This is a genomic window from Haloarcula sp. CGMCC 1.6347 (genome assembly GCF_037078395.1).
GTDB classification, from domain to species: domain Archaea; phylum Halobacteriota; class Halobacteria; order Halobacteriales; family Haloarculaceae; genus Haloarcula; species Haloarcula amylolytica.
This window is the reverse complement of the sequence record NZ_JAYMGX010000003.1, coordinates 159,152-185,777: the sequence shown is the minus strand read 5'-3', so window position 1 is coordinate 185,777 and position 26,626 is coordinate 159,152. Positions and strand designations below refer to the sequence as shown.

Here is a 26,626-nt window from a genome sequence, read left to right as displayed (position 1 = left end):
AGCTCTCAACATCATCCGTTTTGAGCGTGGCCCCTCTCGGGAAAGAAGCAGGGACCACAGTTCTGCGGCGATTTATATACGGCTGGGACGCAGAACGCCGGGAATCATTCGTTGTTCAGGGTGTCAGCAGCTACAAACCCCCTGTTTCTGTTCGGTAGTCGCGTCGACAGGGCCACGCTCACGTTTCAGAGTCGGAGGGACGGGCAGAATACTCATTCTATCAAAAAACCAATGGTATGAGTTTTGTGCCGTCCGTTGGAATGGTTTCGACGCGCTCTCTGGTCGTCGTCTCGGTCTCCGGACCGAAGGCACGCATGACCGGTTTCGACCCGGCCTGAGAGTCCTCCGTCAGTTGGGTCACAGTATCGTATTGGTGTGCAGGATCCTGTTCACGGGAATCCATTGCAGCCAAACGGGATGACGTGACGTACCACGCATCTCTCCTCACTACCCCGTTGCTCGAATGACAACGGTGACGTCGTGATTTCACGCCACGAGATATCACCGACTGTTACTGTCGTGTATTACACCCGCTGAGTAATACTAAGTGAGCAGGTCGAAGGCATTGCCTGAATCTTGAGAGTCCGCTCTGTCACCGGTCTCCCGACATCACTCGCGCTGATAGCGGTGGGTGCTGCTTCGGTCCCGATTTCTATAGGGCGGTGCAGCTCAGGAATAGCGACAGCCCATTCGATATCGGGGTGGCCGTCCACGGGACCGAGAATAACAATCGTACCAACATTAGCTCACAGAGCCTATCAGTATCAGAGGGATATTGTGAAGAAGGAACTACATAACAGTGTGGCGGCGCGTGGTCGACGACCGCCGAAGCAGTTGTGGCGCTGTTGTCATGCCGTTTCAGTCGGCCTGCAGCGCCCGGACTGTCTGTTGCGTCGCTGCCAACGCTGAACGGGCGAGTGCCGTCGCGTGCCAGTAGTCCGCAACGCTTCTATCGAGCGTGGTGGCCGATATCTCTCCCTGATGATGTGTTAACTCACGGTCAGCGGCCATGACCCTGTGGCCGGCGTCGACGAGAACCGTCCGGACCAGCTCCGGCTGCGAACTCGATTCGAGGGCCGCGGTGAGTGCATCGTACGCGGTCTGTCTGATTTCGCGAACCGCTGTCCCATCGGATGGCCGAGCGAGTTCGTCCGCCTCCCGACGTGACTGAATGCGGTCGAGCGCTCGGAACCGGGCGAGCCGACCGTTCGCATTGACGACGGCGCTCGCGGGCCCGACGGCGTCCGTGAGGCGGCTGGTACCGCTCTCGGCTTCCCAGCGGAGCTCTTCGAAAACCATCTTCCTTGGAGTGCGGTCGTCAGCGGCCGTCTCCGGCGGCAGGTCCGCCTGCCTGTCGCGGATGTCCGTCAGCAGTGCTTCCGCTGCATCGCTCAGTGTCGGCCTGACCGTCCCGGCGTCGGCTGTGAGCGAGGCAGCGAACTGCGCCTGTACGTGGCGAGCGTCGCTGAGATACGCCTGTGCCGACTCGGCCGTCTCGCCCCATTCGGCGACAGACAGCAGCTCTGACTCTTCCCTGGGCACGACATCCATGTCACTGGCCCGCTCCAGTCCCGCCTCGATGCGGGCGTGGACCAGCGCCGCGCGCACCGGGTCCGTCCCGACGTATTCGTGCTCCTGTCGGGTTTCGCGGGCCGCCGACACAGTTCGGCTGTGTTCGTCTCGGAGCGGCGCAGCGGTACGGCCGCTCTCGGCAACACTCCACCCCACAGCGGCGTAGCGGGCGTTTTCGCGGGCCGAACGTAGCGACCGGAGCGCCATCAACCCGGTTCGGGCCGTCCGCGCATCGTCGAGGCCGTCCGAGGCGTCACTGGCGGCACCTGTCAGGTGCTGGCGGATGTGACCGTTCGGGATTTCTTCTGGACCGAGCGGGGTCGGAAGCGTCGCCAGCAGCGAGCGTACCCGCTCCCTCGCGGCGTCGAAATGGCTCGTTTCGATGTCGACCGGTATCACCGGGGGGATTGGGGCTTCTCGCTCTTCGTCGCGCGGGACATCGGGCAGATTGTAGGCATCGATAGTTGCCTCGCGTTCCCCACCCAGACTGTCGATACTGCTACAGCCAGCGATAGCACTGGCCCCAACCAGGGCGAGCACACCACGGCGGGTCATCCGACCGGACTCCCCGCCCGTCGCGGACGTGTCGTCGGTCATACCTGCTCACCACCAGTCTGGGTTCGGCGGTCGCTATCTCGGGCTGACCCGCCCCCGCCCTCGCCCTCGGCATCGACTCGCTGGCTGTCACAGGCGCTCCCACCGATGGAGGAGGAGTAACTGGAGATGTCGTCGGCGTTGACTGTCTCGGGAATCCGGATGAACCACACCGCGTACACCTTGTTGCCTGCTGTGCAGGGTTCGTCGTAGGGGCGACTCACTCGGCCGTAGTCGGTCGAGACGCTGTTAGTCGTCCAGCTGACCTGACAGAGCGTTAGTCGAAAGCACTCCTCGATCATCACGTTCTGGACGTAGACGGTTTCCGTGTCGAAGTCAGTCTCGTCGAGGAAGGTCTCAGTCAGCGAACTGTCCACGTCTTCAGCGACGGTAAGTCGGTCTGCTTTGGATGCCGTATCGATAATCTTGGACTCCAATCGACGGGAGTGTCGGCTTTCGGTTGGCCGACTGTCTCCATCGTCGAGCCAGACAGGCTGACGGTCGGCGTCAACGCGTGTGACAACTGCCTCCGGGTCGGATTCTATGCCAGTTCCCGGAGCGGCCGAGCCATCGTTTTCGGAAGCGGTGCGCGTTGATTCGCCGCTGCCCTCGAACAATCCACTACAGCCGGCCAGTATCGCCGCTAGCCCGCATGCGCTGTGGAGGAGGGTACGTCGAGTGGAGGGGACCATCGTGTGATTTCCCGCTTGTAATGTCAGGTATAAAATTCTCGTGGTAGATGGGCGTTACCGAAAGCGTATCAGATATCCCGAAGAATAGATTCAGGAGTGGCTCTCTGTCGTAGTCGGTGCTTATATGTCTATAAATACAGTCATTATACATCTATTTGCGGCCCTATTGATATATATCGCACATATCTGTGGCTAAATACACTCGTATGAGTGTGCACTCTGTAATCAAGAAGTATGGCTGCCAAGTTGTGGATAGAGACGCAGATATCGCAACAAAACGGCTAAACCGGCTCGACGCGTTCTGGCGATAATGGGGTCAGCGCAGTCGAAAGTCGCACAGTTGATCGAAACGTACGGACTGACGTCGATGGGAACGGAACTGGAGCACGCGTGGCTCGGGAAGAATGGGGAACGACAGAGTCTCCGTGACCTCGCTGACCGGTTCAATCAAGCGCTGCTCGTGGCTGCGATTCGCGATTCGAGCATGGACGTCATCGACGGCGAACCGGCGAACTTCTATCGACTCCTGACGGACGACGACGTCAGTGCGGGCAAACGGATCGAAGCGCGGAACCGACTCGAACGGGCAGGCATCGACGTCGATACGCTGGAAAGCCAGTTCGTCACGTATCAGGCGATTCGGTACTACCTCACAGAGGTTCGTGATGTGAGCTACGAGCCTGAATCCGAAACTGAACAGGTCGAGCAGGAACGCGGGACAATAGACCGCCTCCGCAGCCGCGTCGAGACAATCGTCCGGGATACGGTCGACCGACTGAACACCGCTGACAAACTCACTGTCGGCGAGTACCGAGTGTTCGTGAGCATCGATATTCGCTGTCAGGACTGCGGGACGCGCTACGGCATCAGTGACCTTCTCGACCGCGGCGGCTGTGACTGTGAGTGAGCGCTCAGTAAGTTCGGTCTTTGGGGGACCACAACCGGATCAGATATCCGTAATCCGGTTGTAACTATCCGGAAGCGCCTGTGCGTCCTCGGGGAGCAACGCGACGACGAGATAGGCGGGGTACTCCGCGAAGTACTCGACTAGGGAGGCGATGCGCTCCGCGTCGATGGCTTCCAGTGAGTCAAGCAGCATGAATGGGACTTCCTCGTACACGTCGTGGACGAGGTAGCCGGCGAGTCCGAACACGAGCCCGGTTACTTCCCGCTCACTCTCGCTCAGATGGCCGACAGTGTCCTCGTAGACAGTTCCACCGTCGGTACTCCTGACGACGTGGAGCGTGAACGTCGACCCAGTGACGCTGTCGTCGCTGTTATGGACCGGGTCATCGGGTGTGTCGGTCCGTTCGAGCCAGATCCGTTCGATGTTGCCGTAGCTCAGAATGTCGAGCAGGTCGTCCATCTTCTCGTTGAACTGGTCGGTCGCATCGGCTTCGAGGCGGTCGATGCGAGAACGGAGGTCGATCAGCTCGTCAACCACGTCTTCCCGTTGGGCAGCCAGTTCGTCGTTCCGGCGGATTTCCGACTCGATGTCGGCGATCTCCTCGCGTACCTCGTCTCGTTCGGATTCGAGCCGGTCCAGTTCCAGCTCCAGTTCGTTCGCTTTCGTATGGAGTTCGAGCACTTCGTCGAACTCTTCGGTTCGGAGCGAGGTGACCCGCTCCTCGAGTTCCTCGACGCGGGCGGAGAGGTTGTTGCGTCGCTCTCGGAGGTCGACAACAGTCGTCTGCCGGCGCTCGATTTCGGCGTCGACCTCCTCAATCGTGACGGTGAGTTCTCGCGCTCGCGTGCGCGTCTCCGCAATTTCGTCACGTCGGTCGGTCAGTTCGTCGAGTTCATCGTCGATATCGTCGATCTCCGTGACCGTCTCCTGAAGGTGGTCACGCATGCTCTGGAGCGTCGACTCGATACGGTCCGGTTTCACTCGCGAGCCACAGGTCCAGCAGGTCGTCTTTGACCCCTTATACAGCTGGTCCGTGATGTCACCCACGCTCTCTGGCTTTGCGTCGATAGCATCGGTTATCTCCCGGTGCTCGCCGGACAGCAGTTCCTCGTTGAACCCGACGACGTTCTGCAGTCGGGTGGTGTACTCTGAGAGCTCTCGTTTGCGCTCTCGAAGCCGCTCGATGTCCGATTCGAGCGCTTCGAGTCGTTCGTCCGGCGATTCCGGAAGCCCGGATCGTTCGACCGCGAGGCTCCCTCGCTCCTCGCGCAGTGCCGCGATACTCTCCTGTTCTGACTGGATATCGTTTCGCACACGTTTCAGTTCGGATCGAGTCGCCTGGAGTTCATCGAGGGCCGTTTCGAGTTCGTCCCTGTTTTGCTGGGTCGTCTGGAAATCTACGTCCCGCTCGTCGATTCGGTCCTCCACGCGCTGGAGGTCGTCTCTGTTCTCGGCGATCTCGTCGCGCAGAGTTGCCTGTTGCCGTTCGAGGTCCGGGAGGTCGCGCTTGAGCGACGCGATACGGTCGAGTTCCTCGTCGATCTCCTCCTTGCGCTGCTCGGCCGCACGTATCTGTCGGTGGATAGACGCCACGTCGACCGGCCGCATAATGATCTCTCGAAGGTTCTCCCCTCGTTCGACGGCTCGCCTGGCCGCGTTGTCTTCGAGCAGGAACGCGAACAGATCCGCAACCGTCGGGTCAGTGAGAAGACCAAGGCCCGACCCAGCAACCCCGTCGTCGGTTCTGGTCAGTGTTCGGGTGTACGTCTCCTCCCCCAGTGAGAGTTCGACGTGTCCCTGGTCGGCGTCACCTTTGATGCTCGCCCACTCGCTCCCGTGAGCGGCCATCACCGCCTGTAGAAACGATGTCCGATTAGTCGCGTTCCGGCCTCGGAGCACAGTCACCCCTGATGGGACCTGGACTGTCGTCTCGTCGATCCCCCCGATCTTCTCGACGGTGAACGTAGCTACCTCCCCGGATACCGAGAACGAACCCATATTTCGGTGTGTGCGAGTGACGGATATAAGCACTATGGCGCGTGTGGCACCACACATTCCGTTTTCTATCCCAATAGTTGCCTGCGGCTAACAAGCATATGTCTGTTATTCCAACGGATTCGCGGACCTAGTTCCGTGCAGAAACAATCGCCTAAATACATATAGCAAACAATTTCGGTAAATAACACTCTCAAACGTGTACCTTTATATCACACAATGGGCGTAGCTGTCGATGTCGTTGACCATGACAGATCAAGACCGGGCCGAGAGTGCGCTTCGCGCTCACGTAACCTCCGTCAAGGAGGACCTGATGACGGGCGTATCGTTCATGATCCCCTTCGTGACTATCGGGGGTATCTTCCTCGCCGTCGCGTACGCGATAGGGGACACACAGACAGTGTTCGAGAACACCGGCTCGGCAGGCTGGTTCCTGGCACAGGTCGGTACCGCCGGGCTGACGATTATGGTTCCGATTCTCGGCGGATACATCGCGTATGCCATCGCCGACCGTCCGGGACTCGCCCCGGGATTCCTGCTGGCATACATTCTCCAGCAAGGGAACGTCGTCGCCGAAGCGGCGACAGTAATCGGTATCTCCGGCGGTGAGGCCGGTGCCGGCTATCTCGGCGCAATCGTCGCTGGGCTGCTGGCCGGGTACGTCGCGCGTTTCTTCAAGAACCTCGACGTCCCGGAGTTCATCCAGCCGATGATGCCGGTACTGCTGATCCCTGTCGCGACGATGGCGGTTCTGACGCCCATCATGCTGTTCGTGCTGGGCGTCCCCGTCGCACTCGCTAACGAGGGTCTGACTTCCTTCCTGCAGTCGATGCAGGGAGGTCAGGCTATCGTCGTCGGCCTCATCCTCGGTGGAATGATGGCCTTCGACATGGGTGGCCCGGTCAACAAGGTCGCCTACGTGTTCGCAACCGGGCTCATCACCGAGGAAATCTACGCACCGATGGCCGCGGTGATGATCGGCGGGATGGTTCCGCCGATCGGGCTTGCGCTCTCGAACTTCATTGCGCCGCACAAGTACGCGGCGGAGATGTACGAAAACGGAAAAAGCGGTGTCGTGCTCGGCCTGTCGTTCATCACCGAGGGTGCGATTCCGTACGCGGCCGCGGACCCGCTGCGCGTCATCCCGGCTATCGTGGCCGGTAGCGCTGTCGGCGGTGCGACCTCGATGGCCCTCGGCGTCACGATGCCCGCCCCCCACGGCGGTATCTTCGTGGTCCTGCTGTCGAACCAGCCACTCGCATTCCTGGGCAGCATCCTGCTGGGATCACTCGTGACGGCCGTCGTCGCGACAGTGATCAAACCGGACTTCGAAGATCGTATCGACGCTGGGGCGGAGACGAGCACCACGCAACCGACGGACGACTAACTACTGTGACTACAATGACAGACGCAATCGCAGCGGACGATATCGAAGAACTGATTCCGGCCAGCCACATCTCGCTGTCCGAGCCACCAGCCGAGAAGGAAGCGTGTATCGAGTTCTTGCTCGACCTACTAGTCGACGGCGGCAAGGTCGAGGACTGCGACCGGGCACTCGACGCGCTGCTGGAACGCGAATCGGAGACCACTACGGGCGTCGGCATGGGGATCGGGATTCCACACGCGAAGACTGACGCTGTGAACCGCCCGTCACTGGCGTTTGCCCGCTCCGAGGAAGGCGTCGACTTCGGCTCGATGGACGGCGAGCCGGCGACGCTCATCTTCATGATTCTCGTCCCGGAGGCCGGCGGCGAGGAGCATCTCAACATCCTCAGCTCCCTCTCGCGAGCCCTGATGCACGACGACGTTCGGGACCGACTCCACGAAGCAGAGGACGAGGCGACTGTTCAGGACGCGCTCCGGGAGGCAATCGCATGACGGTCGAACGCACTGTGACGATTGTCCCGGAGGCGGGCCTGCACGCGCGGCCGGCGTCGGCGTTCGTCCAGGCCGTCAACGACCACGAGGCCGAAGTCTCGGCCGGTCGTCCGGACGGTGACCTCGTCCAAGCGGCGAGTATGATCGCCGTCACCAGCCTCGGCGTCGGACAGGACGACGACATCAAACTGGTCGCCGACGGGCCGGATGCAGAAGCAGTGCTTGACGAACTGGAGCGGATACTGACAACGCCAGAGGCGGAACTGGACACTGACGATGGCTGAACGCACGCTTCACGGTACCGGTGCGACGCCGCGCTCCGGCGTCGGGTCGGTTGTCTGGTACGGCCGAGACATCTCGCTCCTAGACCCGGACGGCGTGGAAGTCGATCCCGAGACTGAAATCGAGCGGTTCGCTGACGCCGTCGACACCGCCCGCACCGAACTGGAGTCCGAGCGCGAGGCGACCGCCGAACGCGTCGGCGAAGACGAGGCCGCGGTGTTCGACGCGCACATCCAGTTCCTCGAAGACCCGACTATCGAGGACAGCGTCGAGACGATGGTCGGCGAGGGGCTTCCTGCGCCAAACGCCGTCGACGCCGCGTTCGGCGAGCATATCGAGCAGTTCGAGGGCATGGACGGTCGAATGGCCGAGCGCGCGGACGACCTCCGCGACGTTCGCGACCGACTCCTCCGTCTGCTGACCGACGGCGAACGGGTCGATCTCGGTGACCTACCAGAGGGAAGCGTCGTCCTCGCCGAGCGGCTGACCCCCAGCGACACGGCGCAACTTGACCCGGAACGCGTCGCTGGGTTTGCCACGGTCACTGGTGGACGAACGTCCCACGCGGCTATTTTCGCCCGCTCGCTGGCCCTGCCGGCCGTCGTCGGTGTCGGCGACGCTCTCGAATCCGTCGAGGGGGAGGAAGAGGTCGTGATCGACGGCGACAGCGGCGAGGTGGTAGTCAGCCCCGACGACACCGAGCGAGCGGCCGCAGCAAGCGACTCGGGAGCTGCTGTCGTCGATGAGTCCGTCGAGACAACCGATGGGCGACACGTCGAAGTGGCGGCAAATATCGGCCAGCCGGCGGAACTGGACCCCGCAGCAGAACGGGGAGCTGACGGCGTCGGCCTCTACCGGACCGAGTTCCTCTTTCTCGACCGGGAGACGCCGCCGTCGGAGGATGAACAGTACGAGGCCGTCCGCGAGGCGCTCGATACGTTCCCGGACGGGCGCGTCGTCGTCCGGACGCTGGATATCGGGGGCGACAAGCGCATCTCGTATCTGGACCTGCCAGAAGAAGAAAACCCGTTCCTTGGAGAGCGAGGGATACGACGCTCGCTCGCCCCCGATTCGGACCTGTTCGCCACACAACTCCGTGCGCTCCTGCGCGCTGGAGCGGATGGGGCTGGAGATCTTGCCATCATGTTCCCGCTGGTCGCCACTGTCGAGGAACTCGATGCTGCACTGGACACGCTGGACGCAGCGGCGGCCGATGTTGAAGGCCGCGACGCTGACGCCGTTGATCCCGAAGTCGGCGTTATGGTTGAAACACCGAGCGCCGCCTTCATGGCGGACGAACTCGCCGCGCGAGTGGATTTCCTCTCTATCGGGACGAACGACCTCACGCAGTACGTGATGGCCGCCGACCGGGAGAACGAGCGCGTCGATGACCTGCACGACCCGACGCATCCGGGCGTCCTGCGCGCGATCCATCGGACAGTTACCGCAGCCCACGCCGAAGACGCCTGGGTCGGGATGTGCGGTGAGATGGCCGGCGACCCCGCTCTGACGGAACTACTCGTCGGTCTCGGCCTCGACGAACTCAGCATGAGCGCCGTGACGATTCCGGAGGTCAAGACGGCTGTCAGCGAAACCGAGTACAGTGCCGCGAGCGAGCGCGGGGACCGCGCCCGACTCGCCGCAACGCGAAGCGAAGTCCACACCACAGTAGACACATGAAACTCGTCGCAGTCACCTCCTGTCCGACTGGTATCGCACACAGTCAGATGGCAGCCGAGAATCTCGAACAGACAGCGGAAGAACACGATCACGATATCAAGGTCGAAGTCCAGGGCGCGATGGGCGCGGAGAACGAACTCTCCGACGCTGACATCGAAGCCGCCGACGCCGCCATCATCGCCGCAGACACGTCGGTCAGTCAGGATCGATTCAGTAGCGTCCCGCTAATCGACGGCACCGTCAAGGACGCCGTCAACGACGCCGAGGGGATGATCGCCGATGCCATCGAGGCCGCCGACGGCGACGCGCTGGCCACTGGGAGCGAAGAGCGGTCCGAGTCCGCAGATACTGGGTCTGATCAGCAGCGCCGCCGTGGCGGTGACCGTTCGAAGAGCCTCGTGGCCCGACTGAAGCGTCTGCTTAGTTGATACGGAGTTAGATCGCTCCGACGCAGGCGACTTCTCGCCCACCCCCTACGATTGAATCATTCCCTTAGCCACGAAACCAAATGGAAAGCGGGCGGTCCAGTTTCGAGTTCAGGATTATACATACTCTGAAGTGACCGAAATCGACTGTATCAGAGGGCTAGCGGTCGTAGCTCGCTGGCGGTTATTCCTCACCATCGCCCGAGGAGCCAGATATATCGCCACCGCTGGCTCCCGGGGCGAGAAGATACCCCAAAGCTGTTGTCCCTGATTCGGGACCGGACCGTAGTTCCACTGTCTGTCGCTCCTGGGCGACGCCAAACTCGGGGAAGTATTGGGTTGTAGTGGTGCGAACGTCGCTGGTACCCAGCGGGTAGACACTCAGCAAGGGCGGGTCATCGTCGGTGGCTGCCCGGTGGGACGCACGTATTGGTCCAGACTCGTCGACTGTGACGGCAATGTCCGGGTGGAAGTGGAGGCGGGAGATGCTCGGCTCTGTCTCGGTGTCGGGTCCACTGAGCATATCGCGAACAAGCCACCAGCCGTCCGCCGCAACGATTGTCCTGTTGTGTCGATACGACGCTGGTGCATCAGACGCTGTCTCGTAGCATCCGTCGAAAACCGCCGGTTCTGTCTCCTCGTAGCGTACCGTCGGTTCCGTTCGCGCCCCCATCAGATACTTTCCACCGATCTCTATCGGCTCCGTATCGCCGACCTGAACCGTATTGTGTCCAGCAACACTTCTGACGTACTGTCGCCGTTCGTCGCTGGCATAATCATACACACCCGTATCAGTAAGCACACGGTGTCCATCGACCCAGAGCAAGACACTCAGCATATCGTTATGTGAGTGACCGGGTAAATGCGGGGGTCCGACGGGGCCGCCGTCCACTAACAGACGTCCATGGTTCGTATCGAGCCAGTAGTACCCTGACTCCCCGCTCGCTGGACTGTGAGCCGGAGCGGGACGGTCATCGGAACCGAACCCGGCGGCAGCAGCGTACTCCAAACAGTCGGCAAGCGGAAGCGCCTGACCGAACACGGCGTCGTTACACAGCGGGAGCCGCTCGTCTGGGGGACAGAGGTATCGCAGATACGCTACAGCCTGCCTTGTCATCGCTGCCAGCCAGTTGGGGACCGTGCGATCACTGGCGGTCAGTACGGAGCACGCTGTCACGTATCGCGTTGTAACGATTGCATGATACATCGGCGACCGCTCGTAGTGCCCCCCGTCGGAGAGAAACTGTTTAGCCCCTGTACGGCCGAGAATAGAGATTCCCTTTGAAACCCATGAATTATTATCCTCTGAGAAGGTGAGTCCGGCCATGAGCAGTGCAAGCCCGTTCTCGACGAGGTGATTGCCGCCGACATCACCCTCAATGTGGTTCGTGAGGAAGAGCGAGTTCCGATATATCTCTCGAGCAAGCACCTCAGTAAGTCTCGCTGGAACGCCTTCCTGGGTGCCCCCAGTTCGCCACGCGAGGTATCGAACGAGAGTTTGAATACGGAGGGATACTGCCCACGGCGTCCACGCATTTCGAAGGTAGCCCGGCTGACCGATTTCGATACTATCGGCCCAGTCCCGCACCCACTGGTCGAACACCTCGACAACCCTGTCGGGGGCCGCCTGTGGGTCTTTGAACCCCAGCGTCGCCCAGCGGAGAGGTTCGAACGCGTATAGTTTCAGCGGCCAGAGCAACGGATAGTCGTCAAACCGGTCGTCGAACCAGTTAGGCTGGTCTGGCGACCGAAACTGTATCCTCCTGTTGAGGAAGGTCAGGTTGCCGTCGGCCGCCTGGCGACTCCGTTGCTGGAACATCCGGACGGTCGACTTTGAAAGTTCACCCCGAAGCAGGTCGAGGTCCGTTTCGACCGGACTGGTCGCCACTGAGAGGGCTCGGGGAATCGCGGCGTCGTATCGCCCGTCGAAGTCGAGCGGGAGTCGCGTGAGGACGGAGTTCCGAGTCGTTCGCTCAGCCATTCCGAGTAGCTGAGCAGGCTCCAACTGTGTGAGTGTGTGTCCGTACAACCTGACCGCTTTCGGAAGCGTCTGCAGGGACTCAGTCATCGTCAGTACTTGGGGCCGTGTACAATTCTTGCTGTTCGCACGTTGTCACCGTCCGGAACACCTCACCCAGTCGGCCCGCGATGGCCTGCCGGTCATACTCTTCGGAAACGACTCGGTGTCCGTCTCGACCCATCGCCACCCGCTGATCGGGGTTTTCGAGGAGGGTGTCAATCGCTGCCGCAATACTCTCGGGATCGGGTTCTGTGTGGACACCTGCGTCTGTATCCGTCGCGAACCGCTTGATTTCCCCCCTCCCAGTAACCACGACGGGTAGCGAGCACGCCATGTACTCGTAGAGCTTCGTGGGTATCGCGTAGTCCAGCTCTGGACTGTCTTTTATCGGGGCCAATCCGACAGTTGCGCTGTCAAGGATCTCCGGGATTCGTTTACGGTCCACCAATCCGACAAACTCCACGCGGTCTTCAAGATCGAGTCGCTCCACTACACCCTTGAGCCGAGACACCTCATCCCCGTCACCGACCAACTGGAGTACGGCATCGTCACTTGAGACGTGTTGCATTGCCCGGATACACGGTTCGAGTGCCTGTGCACTCCCGATATTCCCGGTGTATACGATTCGCGAGTCGTTTTCTTCAGCGGTCGAAACTGACGAGAACCGGTCGGTGTCTACACCGTTTGGGATGACTCGGATCCGATCCCGGAGATCGTTGCCGTACGTGTCAGCGACTGCATCTCCGAGCGTCTCAGTCGTTACCGTGATGCGATCAGCGGAGCGTAACGCAAGACGCTGGAACGTGCGACCGGCTTTTACCAGTGGACTGTCTGCTGTAATGTATCCAAGGGCGATCGAGTTCTCAATCCACAGATCGCGGACATCGATTACCCAGGGGTTCCCGATGGCAGCAGCCACGAGTCCGGGGAACCCAGTAGTGATCGGTGGCGTAGATGTCATGACAACGTCGTACTGCCGGAAATTCATGACTAACCAGAGTGCCGCATGGACTGCGAATATGAGGTAGTAAGGGAGCCGCCGGAGCAGAGAGGGGTTCTCTCGCTGTGGCTGCCACGTCCACAGTCGGTGGACGACGACTCCCTTATCGCATTCTATCTGCTTACGCTTCCAAGTCCGTTCGAAGTTTCCCGGTGGGTAACAGAGGGACGGCGCCAGGACTGTCACGTCGAAGTCGTCATCAAGATTAACGGCTGTGTCGTGAATTCTGGAGGCATTGCCTCCCTTTTCCGGGGGATACCGCTGAGAGACGATGACACAGTCAGTCGTCATCGGAGCGGATTATGTACGGCGGCTGTCCCAATCTTAGATGCTTCTCTCCATCTCGACGATGGTACCGTGTCCGTTGGCCTATCGCTGCTCATCGACATTGAATCGTTGCACTGTATCCTTGACGGGAATATTAGTATACATCTGATACTCCCGAGGCGTGCCGAAGCTGAGTCCGTTATGTGTTCTCTTGAAGTTGCTCTATCTCGGTCTGCAACATTGCTTTGTTTCGAGTAAACTGGTCTCCCCACCTGCACAGAGCAGATCTCAGCCTCTAAACCACATCAACCCGCCCCGACCCGCCCGGTAACCATATCCTACTGTAAATATAATACAATTACTATATTATATCTAATTGTCTTGCGTATCAAGTCGATGGGTTTTGAGGGTATAATTGGTAACTACTCTAAGTACATGGGAAGTAAAGACACACGTAGTACGTTTATACCGTGTGAGAACGGCTAATTAGCGTATACCTACTCCACTCATATGTGTATGTCCGATAAGCACAAACCAACTGCTGACGATAACAAGATTCCGGGACGCTCAACCACTCTAACAGCAAATGAGAGAGGTAAAGTTCATCTTAACCGGAGATCTTTCTTCCAGTTCGGGCTAGCAGCGATAACCGCAGCCATCGGAGTGGGGAGTCTAGGTGCAAGTACCTCGTTCGGTCAAGAGAGCAACACTCACATGACGGATTTTAGTGAGTACGTGTAAGGGAACTTACAGTCCTTCGTTTAACGAGTTGCCTCAGAGCGATGCAAAACGTTGTTCTGAACTGAACAGTGACCCCGGTGCATGGGCCAGAGTCGAGGAGAACTCATAAGAGGATTCCAAGTATGCCTTTCGTTTGATATTAATATAACTGACCGATATCATTTCCACTATACCAAAGATGGAAGCTATTCAGGCTTCAGTACATCTCAGCAACTCTCTCAACCGTGCCATGTGTATTTAAAACCAGCATTTGAATTTTGAAAGTGAGTTTGGCTCCCGTCGAAGGGAATGCGAAAGATAGGACTGAGGACTTTATTCGAGTTTCTATGTAGGAAGCCTATACTAATGTCCCGAGCATATTACCTTGAGACGAGAGCAATGATCACGTTCCTCCATCGTTTGTACCACTCCAATCGATCCAATATATCGGGTATCACAACTCTCGCATATTTGATATGACAAGTGGCTCTGGGGAGGTCAGTCGTCGCAGACTTATCGCTTTCGTTGGAAGTATAGTGACTATCATCACAGGCCTACTCTACACCTGGTTACCGGGTTTCGATAGGGGTGCTGGTGAACCACCAGACGGGAGCAGGACTGAAAAGTCTGCTAAGGCGTCGGTTCAGCAGACTGCAACGCCCACGGGACCGACTGATGAGCCAGAAGTAGTCCAAGACGCCGAAAATATCAGTGACTACGGTTCGGAGCCGAATCCGAACGATCTCAGTGCGGCAGCAGCGAAGCGAAATCTCAACGCCATTCTCAAGGCTGCAAGGGCTGCCGGCCATGGAGGAACAATATTTGTTCCTGAAGGAGAGTACTATTTTGGCGGTGACGATTCAGGCTATAGCCCGTACGTGGAGTTCGGTGAAACCGTGCCTGCTGGTATTTCTATCATCGGAGAGGGGGCGAACAAATCAGCATTGGCAATTACCAGACACGCTTCTGGTGAAAATCGTCCAAACCAGAGCGGCTTTATCTGGTACGACGGATACGATCACGGGACCGTCGAGATCGCAGATGTCAAACTGGACGGGAACTACGAAAACGTCAGCGGACTCGCCGAGAACAACGGGGGCTCCTGGGGACTCCAAATGTCGAAAAACGGTAATTTCCATCTCAAGCGCGCATGGATACGAGGGTGGCATTTAGCGGGGGTTCGTGGCCGTGCTGTCCTCAGATCAGTCACAAACTGTACGTTCCAGGATAACGGAATCGGGCGCCACAACGCGACCAACGGAAAATCGAACTCTCACCATATCTCTGTCCGACCGCAGGCAGGCGACGAGTTTACTGTCAAGAACAGCTGTTTCATCGACTGTGCCGGAAACGCGATCAATATTAGATTTGGCGATGGAGTCACCAAAATTCACAACTGCTATATCAGTGGTACGGGGTCTGGGCTGTGTAAAATGTCCGCGGGCAAGGTCATAGAACTGAAAAACATCTATCACAGAGCGAACACCCCCTCTTTAGAGCAGAAGGTCGATAAGCGGGATATCGGGCCCGATTTCCACGGCCGGTTTTTCATTAATAACCTCGGGAACCGAGGAACCACTCCGACGACCGTCATCATGGACAACGTTCTCTCTAGAGACATGTCTGATTACGCGTTCCAAGCACAGGACGCCATCGGAGATGGCCCGATGAACGTGATATGGAAGGGAGACATGATTGCGATTTATAATACCAACCGTGTTCGGGACGAGGCAGTCATTCGCGACCATGGCGTTGGGAAGTTCTCCAACATCGACATTGATCGGCTATCTATACACAATTCGAAGGCTAAGGCATTCATGTTCACCAGTTCTCAAGGCACGATAGATACATTCAACCACTCCAACACAGATGGAATTGGGAACGCAGGTGACGTTACCATCAACGCAAACAACCAAGGCCAAGAACGCTTCAGTCCATCGGTTCCCAGCATAAAAGAGGTAGGAGTGAGCTCAGTCGCCTCCGGTGAAGACGTAACCGTAAATTCGGGTAACCGGAAGAGGTGATCCAACTCCTGTTCAGGAGGTGATTGAAGTGGCAATTAAATTGAATGAGAAAATCCAGTCTGGCATACTCAGACAGGATTCGGTCCTGTAGTGGTTTTGCTACGTCCCCTCCATCTTGGTTCCGTTAGCCAGATAGATCCTGATATCACCGTTGTCGTAGGATCGGTCAACTGTTCTGTCCCGATTAAAACGCTGGAAATCCTGTGACGTGTATTTCCACCGCTGCGGATAATCCGGGTACGTCTCCTGATAGAAGATTCGGCCTTTTCTGTTGATCATCACGTACTTACCGCTACCGTAGTTCTGGCCGAAGTACTGACTGGTTGTGTAATTGAAATGGGGTGGGAGAAACACCTCCCAGAATGGTAGCCCTTCGCTCACACCGTGTTCTGCGTGGTGGAACCGTCGGTACTCTATATCGAAATGATAGAGCTCTCTGTTTCCGGTCTCGTGTTCGGTGAGCCACTCGCTGCCCTCGACTTCCATCGCTGTGACCTGGTCGTTAGTCATTCCTGACAGCGGTGATGGAAACAGTGTGAGCGTGGACAGTACAATGAGTACCAATACTGTAAGAGTGATCGCTGGCTTTGTGCTGCGGGCAAGTAACGACCGGCTGGGTTGCCCGAGGCGGATCCGAATTATGTGGAACAAGGGTCCAAGCAAAAGCACCGCGCCAATTTTGGCCACCTGCCAGGGGCGCTCCTGTGTGACGATCAGGTCAAGAAGAAGGAACAAGAGTCCACTAGTGCCGAACACGCCTACAACTGCCCCCATTATAGTGGTCCGCGTGTCCAGCACGTCTCCCTTTTTAAGACCGAACAGAAGAGCGACTCCGAACAGGCCCCCGCCAAGACCAAACAGTACCATTTCGGTCCCAAATCTGAACGTAATGAACTGAACAATATCGATCAGGGATGGTGTGGCCTCCTGTGCAGTTTGGGCGTACGCCTGAACGGGTGCATCGCTGCTATCCGACCCGAAGAGGACACGATAGATAGTATCGAACCGCAGTATAACGCCAGGGAAATTCGAGTACCAACTCATGATAACCGCAAGCGAGAGCCCAAAGGCGCTCGTCGGACTCTGATATATCGTCTGTATTCTTGGAATATACTGAACAATATAGTACAGCATAAAGATTGCTGTAACGAACACAGCGGTTAGCGGGTGATAGAGGAGAGTACTCAGGAGTGTGAGTACCAGAACCGCTCTAATTGCAGGAGTAGGATGCCGCTGGCTCTTGAAAAAGAGGTACAAAACAACCGGGATCAACAGGATGCTAAAGTCGAATGGACGAAACAGCGAATGGCTGTATCCAAGTATTGGTAGCAAGACGAAGGGGAGACCCAGAAGGAAACCACTTCGCGAATCGGCTACCTGAAACAAGAGGTAAACCATTCCTCCAAAATATACCGCGGAAAAAATCACCGGCGTCAGCATCGCTAATGTCATAGCCTCCAGTCCAGTAGCGTCGGCAGTAGCGAGCACAAGCAGGTGAGCGAGAGGGTAGATGTTAGCCCCAGTAGTGCCTGTGTTGACGATGTCCTGTACGTATCCGAGGTGCGTCAGCGGGTCGGCATCTCCGTACATCACATATCCCCGTATGAGAGGCATCAGTAGCAGTAACGCGTCGGTAGCCAACATAAGTGAAGTGCCGAAGACCCACGACCGTTCGTTCGAATTCCCGATGCTTCGAAATATCAACAGTGACCCGGAAAACAGAGACCCGATGATACAACCCCAGAATGAAGTCGGATATGATTCGTAGAGCGATATCTCGTACTCGGTGGCTGGAGGGGAAATTACCGCAATAGCCGTTGATATCGAAAGTAGCAGGACACCGACAACTGCAATGGCTCCCGTAGTTCTCGAGTGAGTGAAAACGGTCTGTTCGGAGTTTTCACTCATGAATTGTTACCCACAGGTGTTGCCCAGCGAATTGATATCTGTATCGACCGGTCTAGTATTCGTCGAGAACGTATGCACCATTTGTATTGTACGCCCATAGAATGGTCAATATGATTGTTAGTGCGCTCCTAACCTGTTTTGGAGCGCCTATCCTGTACTGTAGCGTTTTATTGTTCTTCCGAGAAAAATGCAAACAGAGCCTACATCCCACACAGATTATCGCGGAGATACGAGACGAATGACAGTGTGTCCCGCTGTTAGACGCTTACCGATTTGGTTGTAGAGACAGACTTCCCGCTACTATTGACCACTGTGAGTGCGATGCTGTAGTTGCTCTCGGTGACCTGCTCGATGTTGAACATATCGATGTCTGAAGCCGTATTTCCGCTGACTTCCCACTGGACGCTCTCTACCACGGCATCTGAATCAGCGACATCGATGTCAACTGACCGGAGTTCGCTATCACTACTATGCACGTCCCACACGACAGTGATATTAGCTTTGCCGTCACCTTTTTGGGATTCAGAGACACTGAATCGTCCGATCTGCGGTTTCAAGCCGTCACCAGATGCGGACGCTGACGCGGTAGCAGACGTGCCGTTTCCATTATTGTCTGTCGCGGTCAGCACAATGGTGTACTCGTTTCCAGTTCCGTCGTCTCCACTCGCTGTGAGATCCGTTGTTCCTGTAGCTGAGCCACCCGAGACATCAACACTCTTCGTATTTTCCTGCTCGTTGTTGGTTTCATCGTACAGGCCCAGATCGACGGTTGAGAGATCTCCGTCCGAATCGCTGACCTCCCAGTCAATCGCAAAGGCCGCATCCGTAGTATCTGTCTCGACCTGTGAAACAGATAGACCGTTGACAACAGGACTGGCCCCACTATTGTCAGTGGTAACGGTAATGCTGCTCGAATCGGTGTTCCCGGCTGAGTCGGTCACCGTGGCATCAAGCGTGTGGGTTCCGTCTGATAGCCCTGAGGTGTCCCAGCTGGCCTCATAGTATCCCGTATCCGAGTTGAACGACGCAGTCGACCACGTCTCACCGTCGACGCGATATTCGACGGTGGGGGTGCCAGCAGCGTCTTCGGCATCAGTTACGCTGATTTTCAAGGTGACTGTACCGTCTACTGTTTCTTCAGAAAGGGGCTGTTGCCACGCGATTTCCGGCCTGGCGTCGTCGAGCCTGGCTGGTTCACCGCTGGTACCGACGCTGAAGAAGTCAAACATCTGAGTGTCACTCGACCAAGAGCCGATCCCAGTCCATCCCGGATTAGTGACGTCCCCGTCAGTTACGTCTATGTCCCACGAATCAGGCTCGGTTGCGCCATAGCTCCAGTTTTTGGCTTGCACAGATGAACCATTGATACGGAGCCGGAGATAGCTCCATTCATCAAGGGGGTTTGAATTGGCTACAGTTTCGCCAAGTGTGGTTTGTGACCCATTGAAGTCCTTCTCAACTCGGAGCTTGACGCTCCCATCGCTTCGAACAAACCAGGCCGAATAACCGACCATGTTTCCGCTGGCGTCGGTGCCTCCCCGGCCGATCAAACGGCCCCAGCCGTCGCCATCGCTGTCTTCCGAGCTGACACGGACCAGTCCAAGTACCTCGATATCGGTATTTTCACCGACATCGTCCCAAGACATTGCATGCGAATTAACTGAGCTGGCACTGAACTCGACATATGCGTCGCCCGTTGTTGAATCATTCGAGACGACTGACCAATCCGAAGGGTCACCGCCCCACCGGGCTGTCCAGTCTGGGAGGTCGTTCTGTGAGTCGTCTACGGTCTCAGTAGTAGTCGTTTCCTCCTCTGTACTACTCTGGCTCTTCACTCCTACCTCGTCCTCGCTTGGGACATCCACATTCAGCTGGCTCCCTCCAGAGAGGTGACTGCCTACATTGATGTCCCCCATACTTCCGACACTACCGACGTCACCCGTGGAGAGCGTGGCGATAGAGCCGTACGAGTCCTCGGTTTCAAACACCTTCGCATCGGTGTCGTGAACCGATATCTCGCCAACATCAACGTTCTTGAACGCTGCCCCCTGTCGGTCGCGGATGACCTCATCATCAGTGTACATGTTCGAACCGGCGAACGCGATCCTATCGCCGATCCATGTGATGTCAGATGGGCCGCCCACCGAATCACGGACTTGGAATGCATACGAAGTGTGGTTCTTCGTCGACACTTGTTCCATATCCAATGTGACGCTGGTGTCCCCACGATCCCCCAGGCTCTGGATGAAGTGTCGACCCAGGAATCCATCGTTCGGCTCGTCCGGGAGCAGCGATTCCAGTTCCGCTGTGTATGCTGTGTGGTTGATGCGGCGCAGTTCGACCCTCTCTCCGGCGGAGAGTTTGAGGAACTGACTACCTGTCCCAGCGGCGTACACGTTCCGGATTCGGTAGGTTCCGTCACCGTATCGAATATTTATTGCACTGCCCGGACAGTTCTTTATTTTACAGTTTTCGATGACAGTGGTGCTGCCTTTCGGCGTCTGCAGCGAGTCAAACGGATGTGTATTTGATCCGCTGTCTTTGTGATATTCGATGCCGATCCGGTCGAAGGTACAGTATTTCGCGGATGAGAGGTACTGCCTGCATCTAATACCCCGCGTATAGGTGTCCGTAATCCGAACATTGTATAGCGAGAACGATAGTGGATCACCAGCAAGCGAGAACCCATCTGCTCCGCCGCTGTGCTGGTTGAGATCGCCCAGATTGGGAGCGTTTACGTCCAGCGTAAGCCCACGAATCTCGACATCCCCATGGTCTGCGTCCCCGTCGTAGATAAACGCCGTCTGGTTCGAGATAACCGCAGGATCCATGTGTTCAGTCACTGCAAGTGTGGACTTAGCAGGCCCCTCGCCGTAAACTGAGATGCCACGTGGCTGACTTCCACCCAGATTGATGAGGGAGTAGACGTCCTCACTACCGAAGTAGTAGGCCCCTTCCGGAACAAATATCGATCCGTTCGGACCAGCAGCGTCCATAGCACTATGAAGCGCGTTTAAAACTTCTCGTGCGGCAGAGAGGTCTGGATCATTCGGGTTGTGATCGCGACCAACACCGTGATTCGTGATGTCTTCGGCACTATCGGGCACGTAGGCTGGTCTACTCATTGGAAACCTCCCGGTTAGTCTCCTCAGACTTGTCTGCCCTGTTGTCAGAACCCATCCACGCCTCGGCGGTAGTGGTTGCGATCTTTCCAAGTGAATTTCTCACGACCGGTTCTACTGTTACCGTTTTTCGCTCGGTAAATAGTTCCTTAATGGTATTTCTCGGGCTGAGACGGCCGTATCTCCCCGAATTCACTTTGCTCGTTTCACACTGATTTCCTGCCCCAGTAACGACTTCCTTCTCAAAGTAGTTCGCTCTTAACATGCTGTACCGAATTCGACCCGACTATGGTATTATAAATTGTTACTTTATATAGGTATCTGGTTATTCGATACAAAATCTTGTGAACTGCATACTTACCATTTGATAGTCCCCACTACTGACCTAACAGTCGAAAATCGCCTGAAACGAATAATTCAGCTCTTCAACAATCAGCAAGGATAGACATTATATATATCCAAGATGCTTTAGACGATCCTCGACGTCTGACTTCGATGGTTTTTCTTGTTCTGCAACGCTCGCGCACGGGTTGCTGGTTTTTTGATCTGTGGCAGATGTAATAGCCCATGGGACCTTTTTGAGATGAGGGTGTGGTATCCCCTCCGGATGTCCGTACTGTTTCATCTCTCCGAACAACTCACCGTGGTCAGCAGTGATGGCGACCCGCTCCGCATCTATGTTACCGAGAAGGCGACGGATTGAGCCAAGGACTAGTCGAAGGTTATCCAGATAATTCTCCCAAGCCTCTTGCTTGGATATCTCCCCACGTTCGATAGCTTCCCATGGATGATCCTCAGCGTCAGTGATATCCCGCTGTTCCCTGTATGCGGATGCCACATGCGGACGGTGTGGTTGATAATAGTGAAGAATCATCCGCTCGAAGTCGAGCTTTCGTCCCGCAAGAATCGCTTGGTCGGTCACGATATTCGGCGGGATCGTATCGAAGGAGTCCTCGTACCTGTGGTGGCGAGAAAGCTGTTTCAGGAGTTTGAACTGGCTTTCGTCCACTACGTTCCAATCTGCCCAAGTAACCGGCACAACGTACTTGCGCGGTGGCCGTTTCCCGTCTTTAAATGTCGGCTGAGTATGCGGATTCGTAGAGAGATATACTGTGTCGGAGATCTCGTCTGCGTGTTCCTGAGTGAAGGTTTTACACAACCACTCATGAGAAGAGCTTCCTGTGGACCACACGCTATCAACCCTGTCGATAAACTCAAATTCGGGTGCGACTTCCCGCAACGCGTCTACACGACAGGCGTCTAGTACGATCAGTAAATCCCACTTTTTTTCATAGATGTTCGTGCCGAGAGGGTACTGAGTGGTCAGTGAGAAATATAGGCCATTATAAGCTCCACCTAAAAAATATCGGAGTCCCTCCTCGCCCCCATCTACTTGGTCTCCTGTAAGGGTACGTAGCCACTCGTGTATATTAGTCTGCACAGTGCAGACTTTTTGCAGTGGATGGTATAGTTATAAATATTCTACCCACAGTATCGTGAATGGACCATCCCAAATGTAGTTACGCAGTTCAATATAGATAGTATACAAGTAAACTTATGTGGATTTTATCTGTTGTTTTCAGATTTCAACAAGGATGACACAAACAGGACAGCCAGTACCGGCTGCATACTTAATGAGACCCACTTCCAGTTAGTATTCATGTACGATGCGGTCGTAAGCGCGATGAACCATCCAGACCCCTTTAATCCCTATATGGGGCTGTTCAATTTCCGATCCATCAGGGCGCTCAGTATGACAGACACTAGTCTAGATGTCGTTACTCCTCGTCCGAGAGCGCCTCCGATAGGTCCCTACTCCGAGTTCGGCGACATACCGAGCCGACATGATTACAGTTCTCACGAGGTCCATTACCCTAGATTCCTCTACTTATTACCGCAAAAGTTATTTAAATACACGTTGTCGTCACGGTCGTTTTCCAAAATGCTCCCGGAGTATCTCTCAACGAACTTTGAGACGCCGGATATCTGCCATGCTGGCCACATCCATTACGATGGCTACGGGTTAGTGCCGTACTGTAGGAGCAACGATATCCCGCTGACAGTCATGGGGCGTGGGAAAATTTTAAACAGCTTCTATGAACTCTCACAGATCAGTCGGAGAAAAATCAGAGAGACTCTCAATTACGCGGACGGCATCTTTTGCGTGAGTGAATCACTCGCACGAATCGCCAACAGTATTACCGAAACACCGAAAGCTACTGTGCTCCCAAACGGGGCGAACCCAGCGCGGTATCCAACGGACAACGAGGCGACGATTCGGCGAGAACTGGGAATTGAGAGAGATACCACACTAATCATGTTCTGTGGGGGATACACGGAACGGAAAGGGATTAACGAGATTTGTGAAGCCCTGGATGATATTCATAACGACGACGTAGCCTTCGTTTTCGTCGGTCATTACGGTGATCTCCGCACAAACCTCATCGCTGAACTCAAAGATAGCCACCACGAGGACTATCGGGTCCTCTGGGAAGTCCCACCGCTGGGTCTCCGGCGGTGGTTCGCTGCCGCAGATATTTTCATGCTCCCAAGCCACGCAGAAGGCCGACCGAACACGATATACGAGTCGATGGCCAGCGAAACTTCGGTTGTCGCCTCGGCCGTATCCGGTATCCCAGAACAGGTGGTAGACGGAGAGACAGGCCTCTTGATCCCAAAAAAAGACTCCGATGCGCTTGCCACCGCCCTGAACAGTCTCATCACCAATCCAAAAGAGCGAGAACGGATGGGAACAAACGGTAAGGAACGGTTGGTATCGAAGGGATGGACGTGGGAAGCACACGGTCAGCGACTTGCGAACCTCCACGAATCGATCATCGCTGATGGACAGCTCCCCATGTCTGAAGTCCTGGACTAATGCCCGCCAGATAGTGTTAGGTTGTGAAGACGTGCTCTTCGAGGAACCGCTCGTACTCGTCAAACACAGGTCGCGGCGAGAAGTCGTCGGCGCGGGACCGCAACCGGTCAGGATCGGGAGGATCAGCAAGCGTGTCACGGACTGCGTTAGCCAATCCATCCACATCATCCATGGGGACAAGTGTCCCATACTCTCCATCGGAGAGAATTTCTCTTGGGCCGCTCGGACAGTCCGTTGAAACGATCGGACATCCAACCGCCAAACACTCGATCAGGACCGTCGGTAGCCCTTCATACCGGGATGAGAGGAGAAAAGCGTCTGACCTTGCCATATATCGATACGGGTTATCGACGAATCCAGGAAGCGACACCACGTCTGACAGGCCCAGTCGTTCGACCGTCGCCTGAACTTTCGCTCGGCACGGTCCTTTTCCTGCTATGATTGCACGTGCATTCGAGTTCCTACTGACTACCTTCTCGAACGCACGGACCCATCCATCCAAGTTCTTTTGACGTGCGTGTCGCCCAACAAATAGGACGACATCCCGATCATCGTTCTCTACCCAGTCGTGATCGACTGTTTGGCTGGCCCGCCCACGAATCTGTTCGACATCTACTGGGTTGTAAAGTACTGAGATGTCCGAGCGTTCGACTGGAGTACTGTCAGTGAGGCTGTCTGCGACCCCCTCAGAAACACTGATGATTTGATCCGAGGCGGGGTAAAGCCGAGGGACGATTCGTCTGACAATCTGATCCTTTGGTGTCGCCTCAACTTCGTGTCCGAACGCAGAGTGCTGCGTCGGAATCACGGTAGTCTCGATGTCAAGGAATTTATTGAGAGCGAGCGAGACAATGCTTGGGTGTTCAAGATGTGGAAACAACGCTGCCGGCTTGTGTTTATTTAAATATGTAGCTAGGAACGGCAGATGTGCGGCCACCCCAACCACTGGCGTCGTCGATGGTGGAAGCTCGACGATAGAGACCTGCTCAGACAACTCTGACCGGAGTTCACCGCTCGCCCGTGACAGGAGAAGGTCAATGTCGTACCCCCGGGTGGCCAGCCCGTTCGCGATTGTGATCGCGACCTGCTCTGCACCACCGACAGAGAGATCCGGAATAAAGAAGGCCAGCAGTGGTCGGTCGCCGTCCGTCGCAGCTGAGATATTCTGTTCGGCTACTGTCGAGACAGCAGAACCAGCACCGTCTGAAGGCGTCGGCTCGTCCATTATCGTGTTGGACCCGTCAGATAGACTTTGTTAGTCACTGGATTCGTTCGGTACCAGACTTAACATCGCCGATGGCATCGAAGTAGCACAGACTGTGTATTAGAAATTGGTATCAGGCGGAAGCTATCCGTTCAAGTTAATCGGTACCGTATGCTAGTCGGTGTTACCTACCAGTTTGTCGATGTAGCGTATTCATACGGATATCTGTAATCATTTCAAGGGGATAGGCTTTGTTTGAGCGGACAGAAATGTTGTCAACTGAGACCCGGTACGAGTGGGGTTCCAAAGCCCAATACCACAGAACGTCCTCATCTTGCAGGTATTGTCTCTGTCAGTTTCCGACGCAAGGACGCAACACCCTCGTAGGTCCACTCTCCTCCCAAGGAGGGTAGCAGATGGGGGTGGACAGGACGGTAGAGTGGGTTGGCAAAAAATGCCAGTAAGAAGTATTTACGGGCCTCGTCGTACCGTCCAGCATGGATTGCTGACCGTGCAAGCGAGCGTCGCATGGACGCGAGAAAGGTCTGCTTGTAGTATTTCCCGTACTCCGCTGCGAGGCTGGCGTGCTTCTCGACAAACAGAGGATAGGCGACGTCGCGCTTCTGTTCGAACTTTGCTGTGATGCTATCCTCTCGGCCAGTTTGGCGATACGTAAGTGTCTCCGTGACCGGTTGGAACTCGCAAGCCTGTGCGAGCCGGAAGAACCACTCACGGTCCTGCCACGCGGGAAATCTCTCGTCGGGCATCCCGGCATCGGAGATCACATCAGTGTCGACTAGAACCGAAGAGAACTGTCCGAAGTTTGCGCCGGTCAGCAGATCTGTGACCACCTCGCCCGCCGCAGACGGGGTTGAAACCGTTGTTCCAGTCGGGCTCTCTCGTTTGACCCATGTGTAAACGACTCCTGTTTCGGATGATGATTCAATGAACGTATCGACCTGTTTCCCGATCTTCGTCTCGTCCCACCGGTCATCATCGTCAAGGAACGCGACATAATCACCATTTGAAGTCTGAATACCCGTATTTCGGGCGACGTTTGCACCCCTGTTTTCTTTATGCCGGATAGTTTTCACACGCCCGTCACTCAAAATATCCTCGGGTAATGTCGTCGCTACAGGTGTCGGTGACCCGTCATCAACGACCAGAAGTTCGATCCGGTCGTACTGTTGGTTAAGTACACTTTTAATCGCGGCTGGCAGGTGTTCGTCTCTCCCATACGTAGGTATTACTACACTCACAAGCGGATTCTCTCCGTTCGTGTCGCTTTCTCCCGACATGTCAATTTTGAATTGTAATTTGTATGCCGGCATAGTTAAGTACAACATTGCTACCGACAGACAAGAGTGCTTTCTGGACGAGGTGATACCCCCCAAGGTGGCAGATCTGAATTGGTATTATACAGACAAGATCGTCTTTTGATTGCGGAGGGGCTACCGT

The 26,626-nt window shown here is 56.2% G+C and carries 19 protein-coding genes; 8 read left to right on the top strand and 11 right to left on the bottom strand.

The features are described from left to right. Positions 1 to 858: 858 nt before the first annotated feature. Together VI340_RS16880 and VI340_RS16875 are read right to left on the bottom strand one after the other, a co-directional pair. Entirely contained in the window at positions 859 to 2,169 is a 1,311-nt protein-coding gene (locus tag VI340_RS16880) for a hypothetical protein (protein WP_336358814.1), read from the bottom strand. Then, positions 2,166 to 2,858, bottom strand: a complete 693-nt coding sequence (locus VI340_RS16875; protein WP_239642315.1) for a hypothetical protein — start codon at positions 2,856 to 2,858, stop codon at positions 2,166 to 2,168. The genes VI340_RS16880 and VI340_RS16875 overlap by 4 nt, the downstream gene beginning before the upstream one ends. Before the next feature lie 310 nt (positions 2,859 to 3,168). On the opposite strand from VI340_RS16875, the gene rdfA reads away from it, so the two are divergent. Next, positions 3,169 to 3,765 (top strand): rod-determining factor RdfA, encoded by a 597-nt coding sequence (gene rdfA / locus VI340_RS16870; RefSeq protein WP_008311989.1) that lies wholly within the window; start codon positions 3,169 to 3,171, stop codon positions 3,763 to 3,765. 39 nt (positions 3,766 to 3,804) lie between these two features. Here the strand turns inward: rdfA and VI340_RS16865 are convergent, their stop codons facing one another. Beyond that, positions 3,805 to 5,763, bottom strand: a complete 1,959-nt coding sequence (locus VI340_RS16865; RefSeq protein WP_336358813.1) for an archaea-specific SMC-related protein — start codon at positions 5,761 to 5,763, stop codon at positions 3,805 to 3,807. 232 nt (positions 5,764 to 5,995) lie between these two features. On the opposite strand from VI340_RS16865, the gene VI340_RS16860 reads away from it, so the two are divergent. From VI340_RS16860 to VI340_RS16840, 5 genes are read left to right on the top strand one after another with little or no spacing between them, the layout of a single operon-like run. Beyond that, the gene (locus tag VI340_RS16860) at positions 5,996 to 7,147 is read left to right on the top strand and encodes a PTS fructose transporter subunit IIC (protein WP_336330275.1); all 1,152 of its coding nucleotides are present in this window, start codon (positions 5,996 to 5,998) and stop codon (positions 7,145 to 7,147) included. 14 nt (positions 7,148 to 7,161) lie between these two features. Further along, positions 7,162 to 7,638, top strand: coding sequence for a PTS sugar transporter subunit IIA (locus VI340_RS16855; protein ID WP_336358871.1), 477 nt, complete (start codon positions 7,162 to 7,164; stop codon positions 7,636 to 7,638). Continuing rightward, entirely contained in the window at positions 7,635 to 7,922 is a 288-nt protein-coding gene (locus VI340_RS16850) for an HPr family phosphocarrier protein (protein ID WP_008311983.1), read from the top strand. Before VI340_RS16855 ends, VI340_RS16850 begins: the two co-directional genes overlap by 4 nt. After that, a complete protein-coding gene (ptsP, locus tag VI340_RS16845) occupies positions 7,915 to 9,600 on the top strand; it encodes a phosphoenolpyruvate--protein phosphotransferase (protein ID WP_336330276.1) in 1,686 nt (561 codons plus the stop codon). Before VI340_RS16850 ends, ptsP begins: the two co-directional genes overlap by 8 nt. Then, a complete protein-coding gene (locus VI340_RS16840) occupies positions 9,597 to 10,028 on the top strand; it encodes a PTS fructose transporter subunit IIB (RefSeq protein ID WP_008311980.1) in 432 nt (143 codons plus the stop codon). Before ptsP ends, VI340_RS16840 begins: the two co-directional genes overlap by 4 nt. 181 nt (positions 10,029 to 10,209) lie before the next feature. On the opposite strand, the gene VI340_RS16835 is transcribed toward VI340_RS16840, so the two are convergent. Both VI340_RS16835 and VI340_RS16830 read right to left on the bottom strand, forming a co-directional pair. Beyond that, positions 10,210 to 12,006: a heparinase II/III family protein gene (locus VI340_RS16835; RefSeq protein ID WP_336358812.1), complete on the bottom strand. Its 1,797-nt coding sequence runs from the start codon at positions 12,004 to 12,006 to the stop codon at positions 10,210 to 10,212. Between the two features lie 79 nt (positions 12,007 to 12,085). Further along, a complete protein-coding gene (locus VI340_RS16830; protein WP_008311974.1) occupies positions 12,086 to 13,336 on the bottom strand; it encodes a glycosyltransferase family 4 protein in 1,251 nt (416 codons plus the stop codon). Between the two features lie 1,232 nt (positions 13,337 to 14,568). Between VI340_RS16830 and VI340_RS16825 the strand changes: the two genes are divergently transcribed. Then, complete coding sequence (locus tag VI340_RS16825; RefSeq protein ID WP_336358811.1) at positions 14,569 to 16,056, top strand: chitin-binding protein; 1,488 nt, start codon at positions 14,569 to 14,571, stop codon at positions 16,054 to 16,056. A 99-nt stretch (positions 16,057 to 16,155) separates the two neighbouring features. Here the strand turns inward: VI340_RS16825 and VI340_RS16820 are convergent, their stop codons facing one another. The 4 genes from VI340_RS16820 to VI340_RS16805 form a co-directional block, all read right to left on the bottom strand. After that, positions 16,156 to 17,964 (bottom strand): hypothetical protein, encoded by a 1,809-nt coding sequence (locus tag VI340_RS16820; RefSeq protein WP_336358810.1) that lies wholly within the window; start codon positions 17,962 to 17,964, stop codon positions 16,156 to 16,158. Between the two features lie 257 nt (positions 17,965 to 18,221). Next, complete coding sequence (locus VI340_RS16815; protein WP_049943028.1) at positions 18,222 to 21,089, bottom strand: Ig-like domain-containing protein; 2,868 nt, start codon at positions 21,087 to 21,089, stop codon at positions 18,222 to 18,224. Continuing rightward, on the bottom strand, positions 21,082 to 21,351 hold the full coding sequence (locus VI340_RS16810) for a hypothetical protein (RefSeq protein WP_336358809.1): 270 nt from the start codon (positions 21,349 to 21,351) through the stop codon (positions 21,082 to 21,084). Before VI340_RS16810 ends, VI340_RS16815 begins: the two co-directional genes overlap by 8 nt. Positions 21,352 to 21,534: 183 nt before the next feature. Then, positions 21,535 to 22,527 (bottom strand): hypothetical protein, encoded by a 993-nt coding sequence (locus VI340_RS16805; RefSeq protein ID WP_008311966.1) that lies wholly within the window; start codon positions 22,525 to 22,527, stop codon positions 21,535 to 21,537. 219 nt (positions 22,528 to 22,746) lie between these two features. Between VI340_RS16805 and VI340_RS16800 the strand changes: the two genes are divergently transcribed. After that, positions 22,747 to 23,964 (top strand): glycosyltransferase family 4 protein, encoded by a 1,218-nt coding sequence (locus VI340_RS16800; protein WP_336358808.1) that lies wholly within the window; start codon positions 22,747 to 22,749, stop codon positions 23,962 to 23,964. Positions 23,965 to 23,980: 16 nt separating this feature from the next. On the opposite strand, the gene VI340_RS16795 is transcribed toward VI340_RS16800, so the two are convergent. Beyond that, complete coding sequence (locus VI340_RS16795) at positions 23,981 to 25,189, bottom strand: glycosyltransferase (protein WP_008311962.1); 1,209 nt, start codon at positions 25,187 to 25,189, stop codon at positions 23,981 to 23,983. A gap of 308 nt (positions 25,190 to 25,497) precedes the next feature. Beyond that, positions 25,498 to 26,499, bottom strand: a complete 1,002-nt coding sequence (locus tag VI340_RS16790) for a glycosyltransferase family 2 protein (RefSeq protein ID WP_239642312.1) — start codon at positions 26,497 to 26,499, stop codon at positions 25,498 to 25,500. Between the last annotated feature and the right edge of the window lie 127 nt (positions 26,500 to 26,626).

Coding starts and splice junctions, on each gene's coding strand:
- VI340_RS16875 (WP_239642315.1), bottom strand. CDS start 2,858: ATGGTCCCCTCCACTCGACGTACCCTCCTCCACAGCGCATGCGGGCTA.
- VI340_RS16810 (WP_336358809.1), bottom strand. CDS start 21,351: ATGTTAAGAGCGAACTACTTTGAGAAGGAAGTCGTTACTGGGGCAGGA.
- VI340_RS16880 (WP_336358814.1), bottom strand. CDS start 2,169: ATGACCGACGACACGTCCGCGACGGGCGGGGAGTCCGGTCGGATGACC.
- VI340_RS16855 (WP_336358871.1), top strand. CDS start 7,162: ATGACAGACGCAATCGCAGCGGACGATATCGAAGAACTGATTCCGGCC.
- VI340_RS16790 (WP_239642312.1), bottom strand. CDS start 26,499: ATGCCGGCATACAAATTACAATTCAAAATTGACATGTCGGGAGAAAGC.
- ptsP (WP_336330276.1), top strand. CDS start 7,915: ATGGCTGAACGCACGCTTCACGGTACCGGTGCGACGCCGCGCTCCGGC.
- VI340_RS16820 (WP_336358810.1), bottom strand. CDS start 17,964: ATGAGTGAAAACTCCGAACAGACCGTTTTCACTCACTCGAGAACTACG.
- rdfA (WP_008311989.1), top strand. CDS start 3,169: ATGGGGTCAGCGCAGTCGAAAGTCGCACAGTTGATCGAAACGTACGGA.
- VI340_RS16860 (WP_336330275.1), top strand. CDS start 5,996: ATGTCGTTGACCATGACAGATCAAGACCGGGCCGAGAGTGCGCTTCGC.
- VI340_RS16815 (WP_049943028.1), bottom strand. CDS start 21,089: ATGAGTAGACCAGCCTACGTGCCCGATAGTGCCGAAGACATCACGAAT.
- VI340_RS16800 (WP_336358808.1), top strand. CDS start 22,747: ATGTACGATGCGGTCGTAAGCGCGATGAACCATCCAGACCCCTTTAAT.
- VI340_RS16835 (WP_336358812.1), bottom strand. CDS start 12,006: ATGGCTGAGCGAACGACTCGGAACTCCGTCCTCACGCGACTCCCGCTC.
- VI340_RS16865 (WP_336358813.1), bottom strand. CDS start 5,763: ATGGGTTCGTTCTCGGTATCCGGGGAGGTAGCTACGTTCACCGTCGAG.
- VI340_RS16830 (WP_008311974.1), bottom strand. CDS start 13,336: ATGACGACTGACTGTGTCATCGTCTCTCAGCGGTATCCCCCGGAAAAG.
- VI340_RS16840 (WP_008311980.1), top strand. CDS start 9,597: ATGAAACTCGTCGCAGTCACCTCCTGTCCGACTGGTATCGCACACAGT.
- VI340_RS16850 (WP_008311983.1), top strand. CDS start 7,635: ATGACGGTCGAACGCACTGTGACGATTGTCCCGGAGGCGGGCCTGCAC.
- VI340_RS16795 (WP_008311962.1), bottom strand. CDS start 25,189: ATGGACGAGCCGACGCCTTCAGACGGTGCTGGTTCTGCTGTCTCGACA.